General features: G+C 40.3%; 14 protein-coding genes. 10 read left to right on the top strand and 4 right to left on the bottom strand.

Features of this window, described 5'->3' with window-relative positions:
• Nucleotides 1-36: 36 nt before the first annotated feature.
• Both AB4133_RS15135 and AB4133_RS15130 read left to right on the top strand, forming a co-directional pair.
• Nucleotides 37-609, top strand: coding sequence for a malate synthase (locus AB4133_RS15135; RefSeq protein WP_004731899.1), 573 nt, complete (start codon nt 37-39; stop codon nt 607-609).
• A gap of 486 nt (nt 610-1,095) precedes the next feature.
• On the top strand, nt 1,096-2,703 hold the full coding sequence (locus AB4133_RS15130) for a BCCT family transporter (RefSeq protein ID WP_136980001.1): 1,608 nt from the start codon (nt 1,096-1,098) through the stop codon (nt 2,701-2,703).
• 203 nt (nt 2,704-2,906) lie between these two features.
• On the opposite strand, the gene AB4133_RS15125 is transcribed toward AB4133_RS15130, so the two are convergent.
• A complete protein-coding gene (locus AB4133_RS15125; protein ID WP_017064294.1) occupies nt 2,907-3,833 on the bottom strand; it encodes a M14 family metallocarboxypeptidase in 927 nt (308 codons plus the stop codon).
• A gap of 175 nt (nt 3,834-4,008) precedes the next feature.
• Here AB4133_RS15125 and AB4133_RS15120 point away from each other — a divergent pair, with 175 nt between their 5' ends.
• Nucleotides 4,009-4,914, top strand: a complete 906-nt coding sequence (locus AB4133_RS15120; RefSeq protein ID WP_372224928.1) for a DUF808 domain-containing protein — start codon at nt 4,009-4,011, stop codon at nt 4,912-4,914.
• A 117-nt stretch (nt 4,915-5,031) separates the two neighbouring features.
• Here the strand turns inward: AB4133_RS15120 and pyrC are convergent, their stop codons facing one another.
• The 3 genes from pyrC to AB4133_RS15105 all read right to left on the bottom strand — a co-directional run bounded on the left by pyrC (nt 5,032) and on the right by AB4133_RS15105 (nt 8,662).
• Entirely contained in the window at nt 5,032-6,060 is a 1,029-nt protein-coding gene (gene pyrC / locus AB4133_RS15115) for a dihydroorotase (protein ID WP_372224926.1), read from the bottom strand.
• 192 nt (nt 6,061-6,252) lie between these two features.
• On the bottom strand, nt 6,253-6,411 hold the full coding sequence (locus AB4133_RS15110; RefSeq protein WP_017059962.1) for a YqaE/Pmp3 family membrane protein: 159 nt from the start codon (nt 6,409-6,411) through the stop codon (nt 6,253-6,255).
• Nucleotides 6,412-6,697: 286 nt separating this feature from the next.
• The gene (locus AB4133_RS15105) at nt 6,698-8,662 is read right to left on the bottom strand and encodes an adhesion domain-containing protein (RefSeq protein WP_372224924.1); all 1,965 of its coding nucleotides are present in this window, start codon (nt 8,660-8,662) and stop codon (nt 6,698-6,700) included.
• 467 nt (nt 8,663-9,129) lie between these two features.
• On the opposite strand from AB4133_RS15105, the gene AB4133_RS15100 reads away from it, so the two are divergent.
• The 7 genes from AB4133_RS15100 (at nt 9,130) to AB4133_RS15070 (ending at nt 16,388) form a co-directional block, all read left to right on the top strand.
• Nucleotides 9,130-9,660, top strand: coding sequence for a hypothetical protein (locus AB4133_RS15100; RefSeq protein WP_372148335.1), 531 nt, complete (start codon nt 9,130-9,132; stop codon nt 9,658-9,660).
• Nucleotides 9,661-9,722: 62 nt separating this feature from the next.
• Nucleotides 9,723-10,250, top strand: coding sequence for a hypothetical protein (locus AB4133_RS15095; protein ID WP_372148334.1), 528 nt, complete (start codon nt 9,723-9,725; stop codon nt 10,248-10,250).
• Nucleotides 10,250-13,051 carry a CS1-pili formation C-terminal domain-containing protein gene (locus AB4133_RS15090; RefSeq protein ID WP_372224922.1) on the top strand — a complete coding sequence of 934 codons (2,802 nt, stop codon included), beginning with the start codon at nt 10,250-10,252 and terminating at the stop codon, nt 13,049-13,051. Before AB4133_RS15095 ends, AB4133_RS15090 begins: the two co-directional genes overlap by 1 nt.
• A 13-nt stretch (nt 13,052-13,064) precedes the next feature.
• Complete coding sequence (locus AB4133_RS15085) at nt 13,065-13,769, top strand: hypothetical protein (RefSeq protein ID WP_229647381.1); 705 nt, start codon at nt 13,065-13,067, stop codon at nt 13,767-13,769.
• Entirely contained in the window at nt 13,726-14,853 is a 1,128-nt protein-coding gene (locus AB4133_RS15080) for a hypothetical protein (RefSeq protein WP_017059956.1), read from the top strand. The genes AB4133_RS15085 and AB4133_RS15080 overlap by 44 nt, the downstream gene beginning before the upstream one ends.
• Entirely contained in the window at nt 14,850-15,590 is a 741-nt protein-coding gene (locus tag AB4133_RS15075; protein ID WP_017059955.1) for a LysM peptidoglycan-binding domain-containing protein, read from the top strand. Before AB4133_RS15080 ends, AB4133_RS15075 begins: the two co-directional genes overlap by 4 nt.
• Before the next feature lie 534 nt (nt 15,591-16,124).
• The gene (locus AB4133_RS15070) at nt 16,125-16,388 is read left to right on the top strand and encodes a hypothetical protein (RefSeq protein ID WP_017062773.1); all 264 of its coding nucleotides are present in this window, start codon (nt 16,125-16,127) and stop codon (nt 16,386-16,388) included.
• The last annotated feature ends 70 nt before the right edge of the window (nt 16,389-16,458 follow it).

The following is a 16,458-nucleotide window of genomic DNA, read 5'->3' as shown; positions in this document are numbered from 1 at the left end:
CCTACATGAAATTCAAAGCCGTAAGAGGGAAAGACTATGAATATGCTGACACTAGACAGAACAGAACTTCACAGAAACCATTCAACATTTATTGCTGAAGCTGTCTTTGCCGTAGAAATGGTGAAAGCAGACAAGCAGCTCGAAAAACAAAAAATGGCGAAACAGTTGCTTGATACTCTATTTCCTCTTGAGGCTGGTTCACACGAAGACGCAGTGAGCTATGAGATTGACTACCGACATGTTCAGGTTTACTTCAAAAATGGCGAACATACTGGCCTAAAACGAGCGAAGCACTTTGTTGCTTTCACCGGCGATAAGTCTAAGCCTTCAGCAATCCTATTTCGTGATGAAAGCGGTACACACGTTGAAGTGACAATCGGTGCTCGTAAAGGCACTGGCTACTTAGAATTGGTTGATATTCAAGATATCCAGTTAGAGACATGCACCACGTTTGGCCAAACTGAGGCGAGCCGTTCTTCTGGCATCCGTCACTGGGTGAGCTTAGTGAAAGGCGATGAAAGTGGCCGCCCGAATGCATCAAGTGAAGACAAAGAGTTCACGGCGAAAAATGGTGAAGACTATAACCTAGGTTTTTGCTTCGCAATCTAACGAACTGTCTTTGAAATGTGCAGTGCTGATCTGTGAGACGCAGCACTGACATTTGAGCACTGATTTCTCTTTTACCTTTGGTAACTTTCCCCGCCCCTATAGCGGGGCTTTTTTATTAGAGCTATAAGTAAATTGGGCGATTATCAAAATTATATGCAGAAATTTTGGATGTGACGTTACAGTGTGTGGTTTTGATTTAAGTTGTTGTATTTAAATAATTTTGTTCTTTTGTTTTATTCTGTTTTTATTAGGTTAACTATCATTGTCAACGGTGGTTTGGGCGACTATTGAGCTAAAACTCAGTCAAAATGCTTTGAGCTGTGCTATAATGTGCGCCTTGGGATTGAGCCAATAAGTCCATTTGTCACTAACTATTGTGATTTTTATTGCCTTTTATTTAGGCGGTTCGGCGAGCCAATCAAGTAGTAATTGGATACGGAGAGCGTCCTTATATTCGTTGATTCGGATATGCGAACATCATAATTTATGAGTTTTAAATCAAAAAAGTACAGTATTGATTCTACTGACTATCAAGTTGGTCAAGACAACGTCAGTAAATGGGGCATGGATGTCCATAACACAGTTTTCGTAGCCTCAGTTGGCTTATCTCTTCTCTTCATCATCACTCTTCTTGCTCTTCCTCCTGCAGATGCTAAAGCTGCAATTGATTCTATTAAGGGTGCTGTTCTATCAAAGTTTGACTTCCTGTTTATGTGGGGAGCTAACATCATGCTAGCGTTTGCTGTTGTTCTTGCTTTTTCACCGTTGGGTAAAATCCGTTTAGGTGGCGAAGACGCGACGGCGGACTATTCAATGTCATCTTGGATTGCGATGTTATTCGCAGCAGGTATGGGTATTGGACTTATCTTCTGGGGTGTTGCAGAGCCAACTGCGTTCTTCACTAACTGGTTCGGAACGCCATTAGACGCAGAACCTTTCACAGCCGCTGGTCGTGAACTGGCGCTAGGCGCAACCGTATTCCACTGGGGTTTTCATGCATGGGCTATCTATGGCATGACGGCGCTTTGTCTGGCGTACTTTGTTTATAACAAAGGCTTACCGCTATCAATGCGTTCTGTGTTTTACCCAATTCTGGGTGAGCGTGTGTGGGGCAAAACTGGTGATGTAATCGATGTACTAACCGTACTGGTTACTCTGTTTGGCCTTGCGACTTCATTGGGCTTAGGTGGTACACAAGCAGCAAGTGGTATTAGCCACGTGTTCGGCTTGGAAAACAACATCTTCCTTCAGCAATCTATCATCGTTCTGATCATGGGCTTGGCGATCATCTCTGTACTACGTGGTATGGACGGTGGTGTTAAGTTCCTAAGTAACCTGAACATGGTTATTGCATTCATATTCCTTGGTCTTATCGCTGTATTGAATTTCACAACTGTGCTTGATTCAATGGCAACGGCGGCAACGGGCTATGTGAAAAATATCGTAGCTTTGAGCCAAAGTGCGGGTCGTGAAGACACAACATGGCTGCATGGTTGGACTGTGTTCTACTGGGCATGGTGGGTTGCGTATGCACCATTCTTCGGTATGTTTGTAGCGCGTATTTCTAAGGGCCGTACGGTTCGTGAGTTCCTACTTTGCGTACTGATTATCCCAACATTGGTAACGTCGGCTTGGATGTCGATCTTCGGTGGCGTAGCTATCGAGCAAGTAATTAACCATGTGGGACAACTTGGCCTCGACCAAGGCATTACAGACGTATCTCTAAGCTTGTTCTACATGCTAGATGCTTACTCGTTCGGTAGCATTCTGTCAGTTCTCGCAGTCGCACTGATCATTGTGTTCTTCGTTACAACGTTGGACTCAGGCTCTATCGTTATCGATGGCATGACAGCGGGTGGTAAACTAGAAGTGCCAGTGAAACAGAAAGTGGTTTGGGCGGTTATCTCAGGCGCTATCGCAATGGTAATGCTGTGGATTGGTGGTACTCAATCAATCCAAGCTCTGCAATCTATTACGATTATTGCAGCACTGCCGTTTACGATCATTCTTTTGATTGGTTGTGTGAGCTTGTTGAAAGGCCTACTGACAGAAGTCGGTAAAGGGCAAGAAACCGTAACTCAAACTACAAAATAAATCGTGAATTAAGTAAGTCGCTAGATAGAGATTTACTTTACTCAGCATGATTCAAAGCTCTCTTGTACTTGGTGCAAGAGAGTTTTTTATGCCTAGGAAGAAATCAGAGACCAGATAAAAAAGAGCCGCAAGTGAATCATCACTTGTGGCTCTTTTCGTTCTTAGTTCTAGGTGCTCGGTTCTAGTTATTAGCGGGTATGAGCTTATGCGTTCAATTCGTGCTGAATAACGTAATCTAAAGCACCAACAACAGCAGCAACTTGAGCATCATTACACTCTTCGTCTGTTACTTTGTCACTGTCTGGGTAAACCTCTGTGGTTGTACCGTACTTACAGTCAGTCACGCCGCCACATAAGCCAAGCTTCTTCATTGGGTAGTTGATCACGCCGTGTTGAGTGACGTCTGAACCAATGATCTTGCCTTCGTCATCCGCAGGCGCAATGTGGGTTACTTTTTCAACTGAAGCGATGACAGCAGCTTGGAATTCAGGTTGTGGGTTTTCAGTATCGCCAACAGTGTAGAAACCGTCTGGGATCATACCTTCGATGTACTCAATGCCATCACGAGCTGCGAGTGCAGGTCGGAATTCAGTTTCATCAGAGTCAGTCGTCTCATGCAGGTCAACGTGAACCAATACTTCTGGCAGAGACGCTACTAGAGCTCGTAGGTTTGCTGATTCTTCTGCTGGCGTACCGTCGTAGAAAGAGCGGTTTGGATCAACAGCATTTGGATTCCAGCGGTTGATCACTTCGTAGCCCCAAGGGCTCACACAAGGTGCGACAACAATGTTGAAGTGCGCCGTGTATTTTTCTGCTTGAGTCGCAGCGAATTTGATCGCGCCATGCACGCCACTGGTTTCGTAACCGTGAACACCACCTGTTACCAGAATCGTCGGCTTTGACTCGTCCCAGTTTTTGCTCTTGATAGCGAAGAGTGGGAAGCGAGCTTCGTCGTAGCTCAGTGCGCCGTATTGTTCGATGTCAAAGCGGTCTGCCAGTGCTTTAATCTTTGGTACAACTTCTTGCTGGTATTCACGCTTAACCGTTCGTTGAGCTAACCATGCTTCACGTTCTGCTTGTTGCCATTTTTGCCCTGGCTTACCAATCGGGTAGGTAGATTCACTTTTCATCAATACTTTTTCTTTTATGTTCGTGAAAGATTAAGACAGATTATTCCTGTCTAACAGAGACAGCAATAGAAAACACAACTTGTGACTTTATTTTTTACAGACTCATAACTTTGATGAGTGAATTGATGGTGTTACATTTTATTGATGGTTCAATTCTTTATAAAGAGACAACAAAATGGCTGGAGCAAGTTTACTAACACTGCTAGATGACATTGCAACCGTGTTGGATGATGTCGCATTGATGTCTAAGGTAGCCGCTAAAAAAACCGCAGGCGTATTAGGTGACGATTTAGCCCTTAACGCCCAGCAGGTATCCGGTGTTTCTGCTGAAAGAGAAATCCCAGTGGTATGGGCGGTCGCCAAAGGCTCATTTAAAAACAAGCTGATTTTGGTTCCGGCAGCACTATTGATCAGTGCATTCATTCCTTGGTTGATCATGCCACTACTGGTGATTGGTGGTCTGCTTCTTTGTTTTGAAGGGGCAGAGAAAATCTTAGAAAAGCTTTTTCCTCATGCTCATCAACACGAAGAGAAAGATGAGGAAAGCAGCTCGGGTGAATCTGTTGAAGAGTATGAGAAGAGAAAGGTAGCAGGCGCGATTCGGACTGACTTTATCTTATCTGCGGAAATCATTGTAATTGCGCTGGGTACCGTAACGGGTACAAGTATCGTGACTCAGATTCTTGTGGTGAGTTTGATAGCGGTTGTGATGACGATTGGTGTTTATGGCTTAGTGGCAGGGATCGTTAAGCTGGATGATTTAGGTTTCTATCTCCAACGCACATCAAATGGGAGTGCCATTAAAACCCGATTGGGTAATGGGTTAGTCGCATTTGCACCAAAGCTAATGAAGATGCTTGCGGTTGTCGGCACGGCTGCGATGTTCTTGGTTGGCGGCGGTATTGTGGTACACAACGTTCCAGCAATTCATCACTTAATTGAACCGATTATTATGGACTTCAGTGGACATACGATTGCGACTGCGGTGGTACCAACGCTATTAAATGGTGTGATTGGGGTTTTATCTGGATTGATTGTCGTTGCTATTTGGACTGCTATCGGAAAAATTCGCGGTAAGTAATCGTTAAATTACTGCTGGGAATAAGACAGTCTTTTATCGAAACAAAAAAGGGTCACCATAATTACTATGGTGACCCTTTTCGCTAAATGGAGGGTGTTTATTTAACAGCCCAAGTGCTTATTTTACAGACCAAGCAATCGCCTCGCCGCCACGGATTGGCACAACGATGTCTGAACCGAAAGGCATCGTTTCAGCAACATTCCACTCTTCTTTAACGAGCGTAATTGTATCTGAGTTACGTGGCATGCCGTAGAAGTCTGGGCCATTGTGGCTCGCGAATGCTTCTAGGTTCTCAATCTTGCCTTCTAAATCGAATACTTCAGCGTACAGTTCAACCGCAGCGTGCGCTGTGTAAGAACCTGCACAACCACACGCTGACTCTTTTGCACCTTTAGCGTGTGGTGCAGAGTCTGTACCCAAGAAGAACTTCTTGCTACCGCTTGTTGCTGCTTCAATAAGTGCTAACTGGTGTGTGTTGCGCTTAAGGATAGGTAGGCAGTAGAAATGTGGCTTAATGCCGCCAACCAACATGTGGTTGCGGTTATAAAGCAAGTGGTGAGCAGTAATGGTTGCCGCTACGTTCTCGTTAGCGTTCTTAACGAAAGTCGCAGCATCTGCCGTCGTGATGTGCTCTAGAACGATCTTCAGGTTAGGGTAGTCGTTAACAATCGGTGCTAGAACTGTGTCTAGGAACTCTTTTTCACGGTCAAAGATATCAACATCGTGAGCCGTTACTTCACCGTGTACCAGCAGCAACATACCCACTTCTTGCATTGCTTCGAGTACGTGGTAAATCTTTTGAGCTGAAGTTACACCTGAATCAGAGTTAGTCGTCGCGCCAGCAGGGTATAGCTTCGCTGCTACAACAGCGCCAGATTCTTTCGCTTTACGAATTTCATCAGGTGTTGTGTTGTCTGTCAGGTAAAGTGCCATTAGAGGCTGGAATTGTTCACTTGGCTGCTCTGCCATGATGCGTTCACGGTAAGCAAGAGCCATTTCGGTATCGGTTACCGGTGGGATGGTATTTGGCATGATTAACGCTCGACCATTGTAACGGCTGATATCGCGAACTGTATCTTTTAATACTTCGCCATCGCGTAGATGAACGTGCCAGTCGTCAGGACGAGTAATCGTAAGTTGTGTCATTGAAGGCTCCCACCATTTGAAGTGTTATGTAGTTGGAGCCTAAACTCAGCGAAATCTGTGAAAGCAATCGCTTACGTTTAGGCGACAGGATGATAGTGGAAAAGTACTTTCATTTCATCCTATTTTTAACTCTTCATGGCTAGGAGCTTGTTTTTATGGATATTTTATTCGGTATCTATTTGTTAATAAGGGTTAGCGGGTGGCTACCCACAGACCATGGATCATTCCTGGAACCCAGAAGAAGAAAGTAAGAATGATATTAATCACCAAATCTTTCCCGGCGCCGCGAGCGAAGAACACGCCAACAGGCGGAAGCAGTACACATAAGATGATAATGACGAGTTTGTTCATGATAAATCCTTTTTATTCAATGAAAGTTCAATGCGGTAAACGTGTTCATATTATAGACCGTCTCGAGAGTGTTACTGCATTGCTGCCTTAATGTATCAAGATAGAAAGCTAAACATCTCAAGATACTAGCCTAGTATCAAGTGTTTAATGCCTGCCAGTTCGACTAAAGTTAGATTGGATGTAATAGTGAGGTTTGAGTTGAAATTGTTTAAATTGAAACATAAATAGTGTGCAGTCTAGCGTTAAACTAGTTACGAATAACTAGTTTAACGCTAGCGTCTTAGGATTATTCGGTATCAACCCAAAGCTCTAATCCATTTAGGTAGCTGTCTCCTGTGGCCCTAAAGCCTGTTAACTGCTCATCTGCGGTTAGAGTATATTCATCGCTATAGTGACCTGAGTAAGATTTGTTACCACAGGTTAACAGTAAGCCACCAGATTTATTATATAGAAAGAGTCGAGACATATCGTTTCCAGACCCAAACTCTGTGGGTCCCCAGAGAGCTCTAACTCTACCTATGTCAGCAACGTTTATTGTATGTTGGGATCCGCCAGTGCCTCCAATACGAGCACCTCCTACCTGCGAGATAGAATCTACAATAAACCCACAGCCAAACGTCACTTGAGCATTGATACGAGTATCAAATAGATAATCATTACCAATGTCATCACCAAGGAATTTAATTGGATACCCTGGAGGTGTTTCATCGACGCAAGCAGTAAATCGAACACTCGAATTGACATCATTTGTACTAACAACTCTATCTGCCATGTTTACGGAACGATGATAGCTAGTTCCACTTGTTCCTTGGTCACTAGCCCAGTAGTTAACGTCAATTGGCCAGTTGTGATTAGTAAACAAACGGCCACTAGTATTGCCATCATCATATAGGCTTTGAAGTTCCATCGCCGTTGGCAATCGTGCTCCTCTAGCTTGGCACAAGTAATTAGCAGTGTGCCAATCGTGAGAAGCCGTGGTGATACCATTTAAAGCGGTAGTACCGTTACCAACTTGAGGTGTGGCGATGATTTCAGCATCTTTAGTATCTGCGTACATCAACGGTGGTAGGTAGATATTCACTGAGACGATTGGCTCATATGGGTTACCGACGTAACCTTGCAAAATTCCTGTGGCATAGCCCCCTTTTCCATCAGACACAACATAGGACACAGATGTTTCTCCAGGTTGGGTACTAGTGAAATCAAACTCAGTATCATTGAAAAGATTACCATCGTTGTTGGCATCGTTTGGAATTAAGATGGTTGCACCAAAGCTGTAAATGTCAACGAGATGAAGAGTATCACCGTCAGGGTCACTTATAAGATCCGCAACATTGAACCTTAATTGTTTACCATAAGGAATTTTAGCTACCTCGTCACCAGAGTCTGGATCTATATAACTGATTTTCCTGAGAGATTCTGCTGTTGGTGCACTGTTTGTGTCTGTTGAGATCGCGATATCAATACTACCAGCTAACACACTTGAACCATCACTATAGCTATATAGGATGCGTTCTACGCCGCTTGGTATGCCATCTCCTGGGGTGTAATCAATCGTATTAGTTGATGTGTTTGCAATAGCAGTTGAATTTGTCGCATCACCATTAGGCAATGTAACCGTGGTTGCTAATGCATATGTGCTTGTGTCTAGAGAGTACCCCGCGTTCCCAAGCTCTTTAGCGATATCTATTTGTACAGATGTGAAAGAGGAGGTTAGTCCTGAAATCGGTGTAAGTTGCTCAGTTGACTCACCGACAGCCGCACGAACTGTCGCTTCAGCAAAACCATCTCCTGATGTTGCTGAAGTAGCGCTAATACGCGCCTCTCCATAGTTACTATGGGAGCTCATAGCGATGTCAGAAGGTAGCGCAGCGCCAACTCGATAGCGGTAGTCGCACACTTTTGCACTTTGAGCGCTAATGGTGAAGCCATTGGCATTTTGGGATACAACATTACAATCATAGCTATTATTCAAAGACGTAACTGTCGTTAATGTAACTGACGAATCATCAGATGACTCCATATTATTCGACAAATCAACAAAAAAGGTATTTGTGGGAGTGCTTTGACGAATTACATCCTGAGCATAGTAAAGGGTATCTCCTGATGTTGGAGATTCGGGTTTGGAGTTAGTAGTCGCTTCGTCGCTAGATGCACCACACCCAAACAGCGCCAATGATATCGCTACTGACAGGGATAATTTATGAAAAGGTGCGTATGTACTTATTCTCATCATGTATTTAATACTCATTAGTGAATGTTATGGGAATTAAGCAAAGAGAGCACAGCCCATTATTTATTTGCGTATTCTAACAAGGCTAAATCACTTTAAATTAGCACGAGCTAGTATCTGGCACTGGTGAGTGCCTAGTTGACAGCTGGCGCTATTAGCAATGATATAAGTTAAAACTCAAACTGTTATACGTCTCTAGTATTTATATTGAAGTGGGGTTGTTCATGTGAATAACTACTTTTATAAGATAAGACCGAAGGTGGGATCTAATACCAGTTACTAAATTAGCGAATGAGTAACCTAAGGAATTAAATGCCTAGGTTATTTTTTAGGTGAATGGTTTTCTTGCTCAAATATCCACTAGGCATATCGGAAGGTCACTTTTCTTTACTTGCTAACCAAAACGTTTATTCATTGCATATCATACACCCGAAGTTAGCAAGGGGCTAACTAATCATATTATGAATATATCGAAGGAAATAAAAGTGAAAAAACTAACACTTATTACACTGCTATCTGCAATTACATCTGTTCCAGCTTTTTCTGCACCTGGCGATACCTCTACTGGTTCTGCAGTATTCAGCGGCTTTGTTCCTGGTTTTGTAACCAACGGTGACATCCTTGTTACTGGTGCGGGCGGTAGTGAAGACTCTGCTTCTTTTGTTGGTACGTTACAGGTGAACGCTGACGGTACGTTCGAAACAACTAAACCTGTTATTTTGGAAGCGCATGACTACACGGGGGCTGTGCTTGGGGCTTTAACTCCAGCTAACTGGACGGTATCACAAGTAAATGTGCTTCCAGCTTTAATGGGTGAAGTACAGCCTAACATTGTCGTCGGCGATAACCTTTCAGCGACGGAACTTACTGCAGCTGAATACTTAGCTTCAACTCAACTTTCAACAGGCGATACGATTCAACTGTATGTTGCTAACGATACAGCACACTCAAATCCAGATGATATTGCTGGTACAGAAGTTATCGTTAACGTTGATATGATTGCAACTTTGCCATAAGAAAAAATCTCATTATTTGATAGGCACTTAATTAAGTGCCTTGTTTTGTTAGGCTGATGAAAATGAATATCTATATAAATTATTTCTTTCTATTATTGCTTGTTATTTTTAGTTTCAATAGCTTTGGCTATGAAAGCTATTCATTTCCAGTAAATACACAAATAAATAGAGCGAATTTGTATGACTATTCTATAAATGTAGATTTATCTGATGAGTTTATTGCACTGAAGTATGATAGTGAGAACGAAACCTTTCTAAATGGGCGTTTTTATTCTTATATTAGAACGAATATACCAACAAGCTCTGGGGATTCGTTTGAATACAGTTATAACATATCAGAGTTCACTTCTAAATGTGTTTTCAACGATAGCGGTGAGACTATGTATGATGATTTTGTCGATCTCTATATCGATAGAAAACATTACTCTGATATTTCAGATATACCAAACTTTGAATTTAATAATATTAAAAATACTGAATATGAAAACTCTACCAATGAATTTGAATTAGTGACAAATAAAAATATACCGAGTGATGAGCCATTAGATTGCAATGGTCGTATTACGTTCAATGTGGAGCTTCAACTATAATGTTTATTAGACTTTGGTTTGGTTTAAACTTAATTATCATATTTTTCTTGGCCATAATATATAGTTCAAAATCCGTCGCAAATATTCCAGATGGATTTGAAGATATGTTTGAAGAGAAGTTGATAAGAATGCCACTAATTCTCTCGGCTGATAACAACAAATTATTCTATTCGGAAGCTTTCATCTCGGGTGATGAAGTAAGAATTCCCACTTCACAAAAACAACTTGTAGCACAAGCATTGGCGAATGAACTTGGTATTGAGAAAGATGTTAGCGATGCGATGGCAACAACACTGGTAAATGGGGTTGAATCGAGCCTAGATTGTAAAGGTTATCGAAGTGAATGTGGTCTACTACCTGATTTATATGATTTTGTTTATGTGCCAGATAGCCAATCATTGATTATTCATGTTAACTCACAATTCTTAACTGAGATAATAGAAGAGTCAGAAATAAAATTTGTAAAAGAAGAGATCGATCAAAACGCGATCATTATGTCACATGGTTTGAATCTATCTGGTTCTTATAGCGACAACACTGATTATACATCGTCTTATTCTTATCAACATGAAAATTATGCAGGTTTTGGCAAGTATGGCTATTTGCATAATGATCTAAACTTTAGTGATGTCAATGGTTTCAGTTCGGATGACTCATCGTATAACTATGTTGGTGGTAATACTCGTTTCTCTGTCGGGTATAAATACCAAGAACGCCCTTGGAATAGTACTCAGTTTTTAGAAAATGGCAGCAAAACTTCTGGTTACATGTTGTCGATTGGATCGACGAGAGAGCTAGTAAAAAAATCATCTCCTAATTCTAGACGAGTATATTTGAACATTTCAAGAGCTGGTCGACTAGAAATTAATGATGATAGAGGCCGTGTTCTATTAAGTCGTAATGTGGATGCAGGGCAAGAATACTTTGACTATAACGAGCTACCATCTGGTACTTATACTGCGACAATTCGAATATTTGATGGCAGTGAAGAGTTTTACACAGAAGATAGGTTGATAGTCAATACAAGCTCTTCGTCGATTAAAACCGGCGAACTAGATTATCATATTACAGCCGGTTATTTATCAAGAGACCTGACGAATACGGGACTAGAGGACGATTTTGACCAGAAATCCATCAACTTTGCTTATGATAATTATGAAAGTCCAATGTTCACCAATGGGAAATTGAGCTATCAAGTTACGGATTTTTTTGCACTGGGTGCAGGTTCGTTTATTACAGGGGAAGATAATTATAATTATGTTGGTGGTCACTTATCTTTAGGGGAAGTGTCCAGAATATCGGCAGTAACAGGATTATTTGACGATGGATCTAGTTTTTATAATTTTGATGTGGGGATTTATAACTTAAGTGTATCTTACACAAAATTTGATAGTGAAAATGATAATAGTATTGGAGATATTAGTTTGTCTCAACTTTTATTCAGTAACTCGAACTATACATCATTATCAGTAAATTACAACAAGTACTTAACGAGAAATATATCATCATATATATCGGGTATATTAACAAAAAACCAATATAAAGATTTTAGTAATCGTTATAATAATGAATCAGAAAGTTGGTCTGCAAGAAGTGGCGTGCAGATATCATCATTACCACTTGACTCAAAGGTGAACTTAGAGTTATCAGCAAGTGAATCGAGCGATATAAATTATGGTGTTATGGCCTCAATAATTATTCCAATAGGCCAGGAAAACACATACACACATAGTACACAAGCACAAATAGATGATAGTGGTGATGTTGCGCTATCGCATAGAGATACAGTCTCAAGTAGTCTAATTAACAGAAACAATCTAAATGTATCAAGCTCTGCGGGACTTTATTATCAAGATTCTACTGAAGACCAAAGCAGTGCCGATTTATCATTGTCTGCAAATTATAAGAATAAACATATTGACTCAAACTCTTATGCCTATATCAATTCAAGTAGTAATACAAGTGTTTCTGCATATATTGGTACAAGTAATATCATAACTTCTCAAGGAATAGAGTTTACGAGTGAAAAGTCATCTTCTTATTTTATTTCGAATAATGATACAGGGGAACTGTCTTCGGATGGAAAATTCTTGGCGGTAGTTAACTCCGAGCAGAATGGAAAACAAAGCAATGCTTATGTTAGTGGAGATGCTTTGACGGTATATCCATTAAAAGAGTTCTATGAATATGAATTCAAGCTTGATACGGAAGCCTCTGATTTTTACAACAATGGTGAGTCTTATACGTCGGCTACTAGTTATCCAGGAACTGTTATCCGTTTGGATACGTCGTTGTCTGAGTTGAAATCATTTATATCGACGTTTAGTGATATAAATGGAAATCCAATAGACGGAGTTGAATGTATCGGTGGAGGTTGTGTTTCTACTGACAAGCTTGTTGAAGGTGTGTATCAATTTAAGGTGAAAGATAAACAACCTTACAAAATTATATCTAAGGCAAATCAATGTGTAATACCGGAGTTATCATCGGTTAATAATTTGAATTTAGGTAATAACTTCTGTATGCCATCATTCGAAGAAAATAGTGAAGGTTATCAGATAGCCCTAGTTGATGGTGTTTATTATTACTACTTAGGGCAATACAAGGATAGTAATATTGTATTGAACTATCAGAACAAACTGAACAACTCAGGTGTTGAAATTATAAACAAAAAGCTTGGCGGTTATTTGTATATATTCGCTAAGTCTCCTGAGCAACTAACTACGGCAAACAAACTGTATGTTGATGAACTCATTAATTATGCAGTTCATATGGAGATGACGCCATATGCTTATAACTAACATAGAGAAAATTATGCAACGTGTAATATTTACTTCGATACTATTAATGACGACCTCTTTTAGCCATGCATTTAGCATAGATAAAATGCTTCTTATAGCTGGAGAAGATGGTAATGGAGTTTTTACTCTGACTAGTTCGAAAACTGAACCTGAATATATAAAAGGTAACGTTAGCCAAGTAAAGGTTGAAAACGGAGAGTTAGAAAAGGTAGAGCTAACAAAAGATAATTTACCTTTATGGGATCTTGCGCTATTACCCAATAAACTGATATTAAATCCGGGGGAAAGACGTCGTGTATCAGTAAAGAATTTATGTCAGGTTAATTGTGATGATTTAGAGAAGGACAAAGTTTATCAAGTGACTTTCATGCCTAGCGTTATCGATGGAGATAAAAAAGAAAGTATAATTGGTATTAATTATGGTTATGCTCCTTATTATATTGTACCTGCAAAAAATACTAATGTTGACTACAAAGTTAAATATAACGGTTCAGAAGTTTATGTGGAAAATAATGGTAACACATTTTTCTACATGCAGTTTGATAACTGTAAACCGAATTCTGTTAGTAACAAATGTAAACAAACTAATACAATACTATCTGGTCGAAAGAAAACCATAAAATTAGCAGAAGGCCTGCAAAATGTCGATTCGTTATCCGTTAAGGTAGCCAACCATGATTACAGTTATAACAAAAATATCACTATTAAAAAGAAATAGCCTAATTAGTATAGCGCTATTATTCACGGCTTTAGATAGTAGCCATGCTGCAGATGTATACGGAACGATTACAGCAAACAACTCTGTGGTTTGGAACAATGCGGCGCCAAATAGTTATTTCGGTAGTGAAGCTATATCTCCATCTGCATGGACGATAGCGCAAGAGCAACCAACGGCAGAGTGGTATCCCGCAACGATGGATAACCAACCCGTTAATAACGTTAGCTTTGTTAATCATTCTACAGGCGAAAGTTTTAACACCAGCCTGGAGTTGTTAGGCGTTGAGTACAATTTGGGTAGCTCGGCTAGTTATTTCACATCAAAAGACTACGGGTCAAATGTGGGAATGGGAGTTGCCAATGAGTGTGCAGCTACAAATATAAGTGGTTCGAGTGCGAAAGTGGGGCAAGAGTCGACTTTGTGTGTGTCGCGAATGGGTTACACAGCAACAAGCCGAATAGAGCCTTTTAAGTTTTATCGACCTGCTTTCGCTTTGCCTAATATCAGTAATGATGTGTTCGCAGCCCCTGTTGGATCTGGAACTTTTACGGCATCAATTAACCTTTCACCCACTTACTTTTTTACAAGTCAAACCGGTACGATGACTTATACCAGAGTGCCGGAGACGTTAATTATCACGATTGATTATCAAGCTGCGATCCTTGAATCATTAACGGTACTTGGAGACGGGAATATTGAACCCCAGTATGATACTGCAACAAAAAGGATCTCTGGTACAACGAGGTATGATGTTAGCTTGTTAGGGACTTTACCTACAGGCGTTATTATGACATTTAGCCCTACGTCAGGTGACTATGAGCTTACAAATATTGATAACTCGCTAGAAAAGATACCCTACACAATCACGTGTGCCATTGGCTGCGAAAGCCCTGACAAGGTGATTGTCCAAGACGGAGTACTTAATACCGCATCTTTTCCTGATTCAGAAGTGATTACAGTGAATGGAGAAGGTAGTAACAAAGTTGATGTAGCATACGATGTTAGTTTTGATGTCGATGGAAATGCACTTAGTTCAGGTAATTACCAAGGGTCGTTTAATGTTGTTTATGAGGTGAACCTGTGAACCGACTAATTAATAATATTTGTTTTATGTTTCTAGTACTAACCAGCGGTGCAGCGGTTGCTGAGAAGCCAACTGCTCATATTTTGGGGGTAGGGGCAAACTATGGCTATAATTTTGATGGAGATATGTATGAAAATTCTCAATCTTTTTATTTTCTCTACCAATATAACCGACTTCAATTGAATCTAGGTATAAAGCACTACAAGTTATTGGGTGATTCAGAGTACATACCTGACCTTGATTTGCTCTATAGTATACATGATGGTGATACTCTTGATTTAAAGGTAGGAGTTGGAATCGAAGACAAATACCCAACAATAGAGTACCTTGTCGAGTATGCTTTGAATGAATATTTCGGTGCGAGTATCGCACTTAATCAAACGTTGAATGATGATTTTGGGAAAAACCAACGAGAAGCCGTGGTTGGATTATCTTATTATTTCAATGACAGCAAGCGTAAGATTGAGTCTGATCAAGTTGAACCTCGCCCTTCTTCGCTTGAAATTACAAAAGCTCCGGATTGCACATCTGACCCAGATGATATGGACTGTGATTTCGATACTATGTCTAACAGTATATCCGAAGTTGCTGTTAAGCCGACATTACCTTATGTCGTACAAGAAGGTGATTGGTTATATGAACTGCGTAGAAAGTTCGGCTTCGATTTAGAAGAGATCATTGAGAGTAATGATATTGAAAATCCGGACTTAATCTATCCCGGCCAAGTCTTAGAATAAGCTCTTACCGGTAACCTGATCAATATTAAAGTATTACTAGACCTATTTCTTATAAGGTATGGTGATGCTTTTTTTTTTGCACTCGATTAAATCTGTCTAACTATTCATCTATGATCTTACATAGCTTACGTTGATGTGAATAATCAAGTGTTGCCAAGAATCATGGTTTACATTCCAGATCTTAGGTTCAGGTATTAAATATTACGAAGTTAGATAAAATTTAATTCTCTTAATGTAAAACCATTAAACTACTATGAAGACTTGCAAGATATGTATTAGCGTTTTACTCTTCGGTCTCTCCCTAAGGTTTAACTGCCATCAAATAGCTAACCAGTGCATAATATGTATAAGCCTGGTGAATTGATGTGGCTGTATCCATGCTGTATCATGATTATTATGAATGGGCTTTTCTGAACAAATTAATGTTTACAAATCTAACATCATGGATGCAAGAGTGGCTGGTAGGCATTAGACTTCTTTTTTCCTGCGAATAAGCTAAACTCTCATATGTAACCAATTACATTTGAGGTGTTTATGAAGTCGTTTGTCAATATTAAGGTCGTTTTATGTTCGTTTTTATTTTTTGCAACCTCAGCGATTGCTTCTATTAGTGCTGATGATGTCACGTTTTCAGGCCGAGTCGATGGAGATATACGAGCAATTTATTCTGACAAAAGTCTAACGAATGTGGATGGCATGCAAAACACGAAAGCTGTAAGAGGCATGACTCAGAGCAGTTATGTAACATTACTAAACAATGAAGTAGATGATGTAATTGTTCGTGAGGTTGACATGTAGTCAAGCGAACATAGCATATTAGATTCTAACTTTTTACCATATGCTTTAATACTCAATCGCTTAATTACAT

This window comes from Vibrio sp. 10N.286.52.F8 (assembly GCF_041468745.1).
Lineage (GTDB): Bacteria > Pseudomonadota > Gammaproteobacteria > Enterobacterales > Vibrionaceae > Vibrio > Vibrio crassostreae_C.
This window is presented reverse-complemented; position numbering and strand designations above follow the sequence as displayed.

Excerpts from the sequence above, each read along its gene's own strand:
- AB4133_RS15125 (WP_017064294.1), bottom strand. The coding sequence starts at position 3,833 with ATGAAAAGTGAATCTACCTACCCGATTGGTAAGCCAGGGCAAAAATGG.
- AB4133_RS15090 (WP_372224922.1), top strand. The coding sequence starts at position 10,250 with ATGTTTATTAGACTTTGGTTTGGTTTAAACTTAATTATCATATTTTTC.
- AB4133_RS15070 (WP_017062773.1), top strand. The coding sequence starts at position 16,125 with ATGAAGTCGTTTGTCAATATTAAGGTCGTTTTATGTTCGTTTTTATTT.
- AB4133_RS15120 (WP_372224928.1), top strand. The coding sequence starts at position 4,009 with ATGGCTGGAGCAAGTTTACTAACACTGCTAGATGACATTGCAACCGTG.
- AB4133_RS15085 (WP_229647381.1), top strand. The coding sequence starts at position 13,065 with ATGCAACGTGTAATATTTACTTCGATACTATTAATGACGACCTCTTTT.
- pyrC (WP_372224926.1), bottom strand. The coding sequence starts at position 6,060 with ATGACACAACTTACGATTACTCGTCCTGACGACTGGCACGTTCATCTA.
- AB4133_RS15095 (WP_372148334.1), top strand. The coding sequence starts at position 9,723 with ATGAATATCTATATAAATTATTTCTTTCTATTATTGCTTGTTATTTTT.
- AB4133_RS15130 (WP_136980001.1), top strand. The coding sequence starts at position 1,096 with ATGAGTTTTAAATCAAAAAAGTACAGTATTGATTCTACTGACTATCAA.
- AB4133_RS15105 (WP_372224924.1), bottom strand. The coding sequence starts at position 8,662 with ATGAGTATTAAATACATGATGAGAATAAGTACATACGCACCTTTTCAT.
- AB4133_RS15080 (WP_017059956.1), top strand. The coding sequence starts at position 13,726 with ATGATTACAGTTATAACAAAAATATCACTATTAAAAAGAAATAGCCTA.
- AB4133_RS15110 (WP_017059962.1), bottom strand. The coding sequence starts at position 6,411 with ATGAACAAACTCGTCATTATCATCTTATGTGTACTGCTTCCGCCTGTT.
- AB4133_RS15135 (WP_004731899.1), top strand. The coding sequence starts at position 37 with ATGAATATGCTGACACTAGACAGAACAGAACTTCACAGAAACCATTCA.